This is a genomic window from Archangium sp. (assembly GCF_036389735.1).
GTDB lineage: Bacteria > Myxococcota > Myxococcia > Myxococcales > Myxococcaceae > Archangium.
Window position 1 is genome coordinate 1 of sequence record NZ_DASVWK010001011.1, and the last position, 7,650, is coordinate 7,650.

Annotated in this window: 6 protein-coding genes and 1 pseudogene; 6 read left to right on the forward strand and 1 reads right to left on the reverse strand. The window is 69.1% G+C overall.

The window, feature by feature from the left end; all coding sequences use genetic code 11:
- Positions 1 to 6: 6 nt before the first annotated feature.
- Complete coding sequence (sppA, locus tag VF794_RS36050; RefSeq protein ID WP_331117662.1) at positions 7 to 1,722, forward strand: signal peptide peptidase SppA; 1,716 nt, start codon at positions 7 to 9, stop codon at positions 1,720 to 1,722.
- Between the two features lie 13 nt (positions 1,723 to 1,735).
- Positions 1,736 to 2,233 carry a zf-TFIIB domain-containing protein gene (locus VF794_RS36055; protein WP_331117657.1) on the forward strand — a complete coding sequence of 166 codons (498 nt, stop codon included), beginning with the start codon at positions 1,736 to 1,738 and terminating at the stop codon, positions 2,231 to 2,233.
- Here the strand turns inward: VF794_RS36055 and VF794_RS36060 are convergent.
- Positions 2,230 to 4,620: a TonB-dependent receptor gene (locus tag VF794_RS36060; protein ID WP_331117658.1), complete on the reverse strand. Its 2,391-nt coding sequence runs from the start codon at positions 4,618 to 4,620 to the stop codon at positions 2,230 to 2,232. The genes VF794_RS36055 and VF794_RS36060 overlap by 4 nt on opposite strands.
- A gap of 163 nt (positions 4,621 to 4,783) precedes the next feature.
- Between VF794_RS36060 and VF794_RS36065 the strand changes: the two genes are divergently transcribed.
- From VF794_RS36065 to VF794_RS36080, 4 genes and pseudogenes are all read left to right on the forward strand, one after another.
- On the forward strand, positions 4,784 to 5,530 hold the full coding sequence (locus VF794_RS36065) for a hypothetical protein (RefSeq protein WP_331117659.1): 747 nt from the start codon (positions 4,784 to 4,786) through the stop codon (positions 5,528 to 5,530).
- Positions 5,531 to 5,628: 98 nt separating this feature from the next.
- Positions 5,629 to 6,159, forward strand: a complete 531-nt coding sequence (locus VF794_RS36070; RefSeq protein WP_331117660.1) for a hypothetical protein — start codon at positions 5,629 to 5,631, stop codon at positions 6,157 to 6,159.
- A 133-nt stretch (positions 6,160 to 6,292) separates the two neighbouring features.
- The gene (locus tag VF794_RS36075; protein WP_331117661.1) at positions 6,293 to 7,381 is read left to right on the forward strand and encodes an Mrp/NBP35 family ATP-binding protein; all 1,089 of its coding nucleotides are present in this window, start codon (positions 6,293 to 6,295) and stop codon (positions 7,379 to 7,381) included.
- Positions 7,382 to 7,408: 27 nt separating this feature from the next.
- Positions 7,409 to 7,650, forward strand: a pseudogene (locus VF794_RS36080) (hypothetical protein); the annotation flags it as partial.

Below are 7,650 nucleotides of genomic sequence, written 5' to 3' on the forward strand. Positions count from 1 at the left end.
GGACCCGTGCGCCTCCTCTTCATCCCCTTGATCAACCTGCTGTTGCTGGTGCGAGCCCTCCTGGGGCTGCCGTTCCGCCTGCTCGCCTCCCGGAGCCGGCCCGCGTACATCCGCTTCCGGCTGACGGGGGATCCCCCCTACCGCGAGAGCCCCCGCCGGCGGCGCTTGAGCCTGGGAGGGCAGGGGCGCCCGGAGCCGGCCACGGTGACGTCGCTGGAGGGCTTCCGCCATGCGCTGGAGCTGCTGGCGAAGGACCCGAAGGTGAAGGGCATCCTCGTGGAACTGGAGGGGCTGGAGGTGCCGCCGGCCAAGCGGGAGGTGCTGGTGAAGCTGCTGGAGGGCTTCCGGGCGGCGGGCAAGCGGGTGGTGGCGTGGGCGGTGAGCACGGACAACCTGGGCTACCAGGTGATGTGCGCGGCGGACGAGGTGCTGCTGGCTCCGGCGGGGCGGGTGGATCTGGTGGGCTACGCCGCGGAGGCCACGGCGATCGGCGAGGGCCTGGGCCGGCTGGGCATCAAGGCGCACTTCTTCCGGAGGGGCCCCTACAAGACGGCCCCGGAGCTCTTCACGCACCCGCACGTGACGGACATCCAGCGGCAGACGCTGGAGGGTTTCCTGGACGAGCGGTTCACGGAGCTGGTGGACACCGTGGCGAAGGGGCGCAAGCGCACGCCGGAGGAGGTACGGGCGTGGATCGACGCGGGCCCCTACAGCGCGAAGCGCGCGGCGGCGGCGGGCCTCATCGACGGGCTGTGCAGCGAGGTGGATCTGCGCGCGCGGCTGGGAATGAAGGAGGGCGACGAGGAGGACGAGGACGAGGACGAGGGCCTGGAGCCGTTCCCGATGTACCTGGCGCGGCTACCGTGGCCGCCGGTGAAGTGGCGCCCGCTGCGCCCGAGGCCCCGGCTGGCGGTGGTGCCGCTGTCGGGGATGATCGTCCCGGGCAAGGGCGGGTCGGGGGGGCCGGGCCCGGAGATGGCGGGCTCGGACGTGGCGGTGAAGGCGCTGCGAGCGGCGGGGAGGGATCGGCGCTCGAAGGCGGTGGTGCTGTACATCGCGAGCCCGGGAGGCTCGGCGCTGGCCTCGGAACTCATCCTGGAGGCGGTGCAGCGGGTGGCGAAGAAGAAGCCGGTGATCGCCTTCGTGGACCGGGTGGCGGCGAGCGGCGGCTACATGGCGGCGCTGGGGGCCCGGGAGATCTGGGCCACGCCGCACGCCATCGTCGGTTCCATCGGGGTGTTCGGGGGGAAGTTCGATGCCTCGGAGCTGCTCGGGAAGCTGGGCATCCACCGCACGCAGATCGTCCGTGGGCGCAACGCGGGCCTCTACTCGCCCATGCGGGGCTTCACCGAGGACGAACGGGCCGCGATGGAGAGGGAGATGGAGGAGACGTACCAGACGTTCCTCGAATTCGTGGCGAAGGCGCGGGGCCGGACGAAGGAGGAGATCCACGCACTGGCGGAGGGGCGGGTGTACAGCGGCACGCGCGCGCTGGGGGTGGGGCTGGTGGACAAGACGGGGGGCTTCGAGGAGGCGTGCCGGCATGCGATGGAGCTGGCGAAGGCGCCGACGGAGCGCTTCGAACTGCACCTCTTCGGAGGGCCGGATCGGCGCTTCTCCCTGCTGAAACTGTTGCTGGGTGGATCCCAGGCGGGGCTGTATGCCCTGTGCCCGACGGCCTGGGGCCTGCTGGGGTTCAGGGGAGGGGAGCGTTTCAAGTAACCTGGGTCCCCGCATGACGCGCCCCTGTCCCCTCTGCGAGCACGAGTCCCTCAGGCCCCTGAGTGTCTCGGACGTGGAAGTCGACACCTGTCCCCGCTGTCATGGGCTGTGGTTCGACCGGGGGGAGTTGGACACGCTGCTGGATCGGCCCTCGACGGGCCCCTACCTGGCGGCACAGGCGCGTCGGGCGGAGGCCTCGCGGAGCGTGCCGGTGTCGTGCCCGGCGTGCCGGCAGCGGCTGGCGCTGGTGGTGACGACGGCCGGCTCCTTCGACGTGTGCCCCCGGTGCGAGGGCGTCTGGCTGGAAGCGGGCCGGTTCGAACAACTGCGGGGAGTGACGAGCCTCCAGGCGAGGCCCGTGGGCGCGAAGGCCCCGGGAGGAGCCCCGCTGGCGTGCTCGGAGTGCCAGGCGGGGCTCCAGCTCCGGAGCGCGTTCGCATACGAGGGCGACGTCTACTGTGCCACGTGCCGTCCCCCGGGCGCCGTGCAGCTCACCGTGCGGGTCTCCTAGAACTCGAGCCCCGCGTACTTGTACGAGAGCTGGAGGTAGGCGGAGCGTCCGTTGGGGGCCGAGCCGAGGACGTCCACGCTCTTGTCATCCATGAGGTTGAAGACGTTGGCGCTCACCGCCAGGCCGTTGGAGAAGGTGTAGCCGAGCCCGAGGTCCGCCACGAAGCGGGCTGGCACCCTCCCATCCTGGAAGAAGACGCCGCTGTCCCACCGGCCCGCGCTGAACTGGTAGGCCGTCTGGTAGCGACCGAAGAGCCGGACGAACGAGTTCTTCAGCACCAGATCCTGGAGGGTGATGGAGGCCTTGAGCTTCATGTCCGGCACGTTCAGCAGGAGCGCCTTCTGGGTCGCATCGGAGTTCCGGAAGCTGAGCAGCCGGATGTACGAGGCGCTGCCGTTGAGGAGGATCTGGGGCGTGAGCTGATACTCGAGCCCGAGATCGATCCCGCCCACGCGCGAGCGGCCGAAGTTGGAGTAGGTGGAGAGGCCGCCCTGGACAGGGGTCCCCTCGGCCACGGGCGTGCCATCCGGGTAGAAGGCGAAGGTCCCCGCCGAGGGGTTGGCCCGCGCGGACAGCGAGCTGATGAAGTCCCGGTACCACGAGTGGTACGCGACCACATCCACCAGGAGCTGGTTGAAGAAGGTGGCCTTGTAGCCGAGCTCCACCGAGTCCACCTGCTCCGGCACGAGCGGCCGGATCTCCGAGATCAGGTTCCCCTCGGCGTCCCTGATGAGGAAGCCGGTGCGGTTGCCGAGCAGGGTGTTGCTGATGAGCAGGTAGTTCTCGAGGATGGTGGGGCTCTTGAACGCGCGGTTGTAGCCGACCCGGAGGTGCTGGGTCCGGGTCAGGCTGTAGACCGCCACGGCCTTGGGGCTGAACTGCGGCGTGTAGTTGGAGTGGGTGTCGAACCGCGCGGCCGCCACCAGCCGGAGCTTGTCACGCAGCAGCGAGTAGTCGCCCTGCACATAGCCGCCGAACTCGGTGGCGTTCAGGGTCTTGCCGCCGACATCGGCCAGGTACGTTCCCTCGGAGCTGGGCTTGTAGAGCCGGAGCTGGGCGCCGGAGATGAGCTTCACGCCGCCGAACGTGTTCTGGTACTGGAGCTCGGAGTCGATGAGCTGGCTGTGGTCGATGAACTTGATCTGATCCCGGACCGGATCCAGCGAGGAGGGGTCGCTCGGAGCGCCACCATTGGTCTGGGTCACGCTCGCCAGCCGATCCAACTGGTACGAGCCGCCCGCATCGCTGGAGGTGCGGGTCACCTGGGCGAACCAGTTCGGGTGGCTGGCGGACACGGTCTGGTAGTGCACCTGCCAGCCGCGCAGGTGGTTGCGACCGGCATTGGTGAGCGTCACCCCGTCGTACAGCGAGAAGCCGTAGCCGCCCTTGAAGTTCCAATCCCCCCGCCGGTAGTAGAGGAAGCCCTCCGCCTTGTCCGTGCGGGTCTCGTAGTCGTTGAGCAGGTCGCCCTCGAAGATGAGCGGGCGCGTGCTGCCACCATAGTAGTGGGAGGGCAGGTCCCGGTTCGGTGCGAAGTCCATGCCGCGAACGAACTGGCTGTTGAACTTGTAGCCGAAGTCCTTGGCGACGGTGCCCGCCACACGCACGGACCCGTCGAGCAGCTGCTGGGTACCGCCGCGCAGGACCACCGAGGCCCCCGGCTCGTCCCAGGGGGACTTGGTGAGGACGTTGATGACGCCCGCGTGGGCATTGGCGCCATAGAGCGCGGACGCCGGACCGACCACCACCTCCACCGACTTGACGTCGAGGTTGGGGGTCGGGAGCTGACCTCCCAGCGGCAGGCCGTTGCCGGGCATCTGCGCCAGCCGGCCGTCCACCATGGTGATCATTCGCGAGTTGAACTGGGTGTTGAAGCCGCGCGTGGAGATGCGCTTCTCGTTGATGCCGTTGTCCGCGTAATCGACGCCCTTCATCACCGAGAGGGCCGTCATGTACGAGGCCCCTCCGGCCATCTGGATCGTCTTCGCGTTGACCGTCTCGACCGTGACCGGGGACTCCAGCCGCTTCTCCCCGAACTTCGAGCCAGTCACCACGATCTCCTCGCCGAACTGCTCATCGAGCGCCAGGTCCGCCTCGATCGAAGCGACCTGCCCCTGGACGACCGTCACGGCGCGGGTGCTCTCCCGGTAGCCCGGGAAGGAGATCTTCAGCTCCTGCTTCGAGGCGGGCACGCCGCGGATCTCGAACTGCCCCTCGGCGTTGGTGGTGGCCACCAGCTCCGTGCCCACGACCACGATCTGGGCTTCCGGGAGCGGCTCGTTCCCCAGGACGTACACCGTGCCCCGAATGGTTCCGCCCTCCTCGGCCCAGGCCACGGAAGACAACAACAGCGAGACGACGACTCCCCTCGATATCGTGAACTTCATGAGCACCCCTGTGCGAACGCGACCAAATTGAAACCTGATTCAGGTTTCCGGTGGCGCGTAAAACACCTGTCTCTGGGAGGGGTCAATGCGCGGTGCGTCGGCCTGACCAAGGGACGAGGCTCCCGTCTATATTGAGGACCTCCGCTTCCTCGACAAGGTGTCCATGAGTCCGCCGCGCTTGCCCACTGTGTCCCTGGTGCTGTGCCTCTCCCTCACGCAGGCCTGTGGGGAGCAGGGAGCCCCCCCGACCAACGTCAAGCCCGACGACGGTCGTTTCTCGACGCTGTCGCCCGGTTCGACCCTGCCCTCCGGGGCGGAGTGCGCCGGGCGGGTGCGACGCTCGGAGTGGGAGCCCCGCCCCGAGAACACCCAGGCCAACCAGACGCGCGGGGCCAGCGGTGTGCGCATCGTCGGGGCCAGTGACGCGTACAACGCGCGCTTCGCCGGGAGGATCGACGGCGACTTCACCGGCACCACGGATGAGATCATCCAGTGGGGCGCGTGCAAGTGGGGCTTCGACGAGGACATCGTGCGGGCGGTGGCGGTGGTGGAGAGCTGGTGGAGGCAGTCCACGCTGGGCGACAACGGGGACAGCTTCGGCCTGCTGCAGGTGCGGGCACCGGTGCACGTGGGCACCTTCCCGCACTCGCGCGACAGCACCGCCTACAACGTCGACTACGCGCTGGCCTCTCGGCGCGCCTGCTACGAAGGCGAGTACACCTGGCTGAACCAACCCGGCAAGCAGGGCGGCTACGTGAAGGGTGACGAGTGGGGCTGCGTCGGAACCTGGTTCTCCGGTGACTGGTACGACGGAGACGAGAACGTGCGCGGCAGCGGCGCTCGTCCCTACATCAAGGAAGTCAAACAGCGGCTCGCCGAGCGCACCTGGACGCACGCGGACTTCCAGTAGGCCCCCCCATGTCCTCCCCCCCTCCTCGCAGGCTCCCGCTGTCCCTCTTGGTCGCCCTGGCGGCCACGGGTTGCGCTCACACTCCCGGCCCCCAGGAGGTGGCGTCGGCCTACGCCCAGGCGCTGGAGGACAACCGGCTGGCGGACGCCTACGCCCTGACGACCGCGCCGCGGGAGGACTTGAAGCCCTTCCAGGAGCGCTACGCGGAGGCCTCGGTGCGCCAGGCGCGGGTCGCCGAGGTGCGCGCGGCCGTGCCGGAGCTCCAGGCCCGGGCGTCGGCCCTCACGCTGACCCAGACGAAGGAGGGCTGGCGGGTTCTCGAGGAGAAGCTGGCGGACGTCCCCCGCGTCGTCCTGGTCCGCTTCCTGGATGCCGTGAAGGCGGACGACTGGAACACGACCTGGTCGCTGCTGAGCGAGCCCCTGCGCGCCCGCTACACACCCGAGCGCCTGCGCGCGGACTTCCGGCAAGAGCCCCTGGCGACCGAGCGGGTGCGCCGGGTGCGGCTCGCCCTGGAGAAGGGGCAGGTGCGGGTGACGGCGACGGGGGCGGAGCTCCCGCTGGGAGAAGATCGAGCGGTGCTTCTGGTCCGAGAGGCAGGCGAGTACCGGATCGCGGCCCTCGAATGAGAAGGCATGCGGTCCAGAAGGTAGGGGATTAGAGGAAGTTGACACCACCGGGGGGGCTGGCTATTTCCGCGCCCTTCCGAGAGGGGGAGTTCCCCCAACCCCCCGGATTCCAAGAAGGACTCAGGTACCCCAGATGAGCGTTTCCGAGCGCGACATCCTCGCGGCGATGTCGAAGGTGATGGATCCCGAGCTTCACATCGACCTGGTGAAGGCGGGGATGGTGAAGGACATCCGCGTGGACGGCGACAAGGTGAAGCTCAAGATCGAGCTGACGACGCCGGCCTGTCCGATGAAGGGGAAGATCCAGGCGGACGCCGAGGCGGCGCTCAAGCAGGTGGCGGGGCTGAAGACCTTCGACATCGAGTGGGGCGCGCAGGTGCGCTCGGCCGCCGGGGGTGTGGGCGGTCCGCAGGGGCAGGCGCTCCTTCCGCAGGTGAAGAACGTGATCCTCGTCGGCGCCGGCAAGGGCGGCGTGGGCAAGAGCACGGTGTCGGTGAACCTGGCGGCGTCGCTGGCGCGAGAGGGCGCGAAGGTGGGCCTGCTGGACGCGGACTTCTACGGCCCGTCGGTGCCGCTGATGACGGGCATCACCGAGCGCCCCACGAGCCCGGACGGCAAGACGCTGCTGCCGATGGAGAAGCACGGGCTGAAGGTGATGTCGATCGGCTTCCTGGTGGAGGCGGATCAGGCGCTCATCTGGCGCGGGCCCATGCTGCACGGGGCGCTGATGCAGTTGGTGCGGGACGTGCGCTGGGGCGAGCTGGACTACCTGATTCTCGACCTGCCGCCGGGGACGGGCGACGTGGCGCTGTCGCTGTCGCAGGCGGTGAAGGCGTCGGGCGCGGTGTTGGTGACGACGCCGCAGGACGTGGCGCTGGCGGACGTGGTGCGCGCCAAGCAGATGTTCGACAAGGTGCACATCCCCGTGCTGGGCATCGTGGAGAACATGAGCCAGTTCGTGTGCCCGCACTGCTCGAAGGCCACGCCCATCTTCAACCGGGGCGGTGGCCGCAAGGCGGCGGAGATGTTCAGCATCCCGTTCCTCGGCGAAATCCCCCTCGACCTGAAGATTCGCGAGTCGGGTGACGCGGGCGTGCCGGTGGTGCTGAGCGCGCCGGAGAGCGCCGAGGCCCAGGCCTTCATGGCGATGGCGCGCAACATCGCGGGCCGCGTCTCCACCGAGAACATGCGGGTGGCGGTGAAGCTGCCGGTGGTACGCTAGGCGCTTCCGCGAACCCCGAGGACTCCCATGGCGCCCGGAAAGGACCCCGACGACGATTTCGATCCGCTACTCGGCGACGAGCCGGAAGAGGCTTCTCGCGCGGGCTTCGTGCCGGAGTTCGTGCGCAAGGTGGCGGTGGCGGGACTGGGCGCCATCTTCATGACGGAGGAGGGCATCCGCTCCCTGGCCGGTCAGCTCAAGCTGCCCAAGGAGGTGCTCGGCTACATCCTCGGGCAGGCGGAGAAGACGAAGGACGAGGTGGGCCGGGT

Bases quoted from the DNA above. Each gene is read 5' to 3' on its own strand.
- VF794_RS36055 (WP_331117657.1), top strand. From the start codon at position 1,736: ATGACGCGCCCCTGTCCCCTCTGCGAGCACGAGTCCCTCAGGCCCCTG.
- VF794_RS36060 (WP_331117658.1), bottom strand. From the start codon at position 4,620: ATGAAGTTCACGATATCGAGGGGAGTCGTCGTCTCGCTGTTGTTGTCT.
- VF794_RS36065 (WP_331117659.1), top strand. From the start codon at position 4,784: ATGAGTCCGCCGCGCTTGCCCACTGTGTCCCTGGTGCTGTGCCTCTCC.
- VF794_RS36075 (WP_331117661.1), top strand. From the start codon at position 6,293: ATGAGCGTTTCCGAGCGCGACATCCTCGCGGCGATGTCGAAGGTGATG.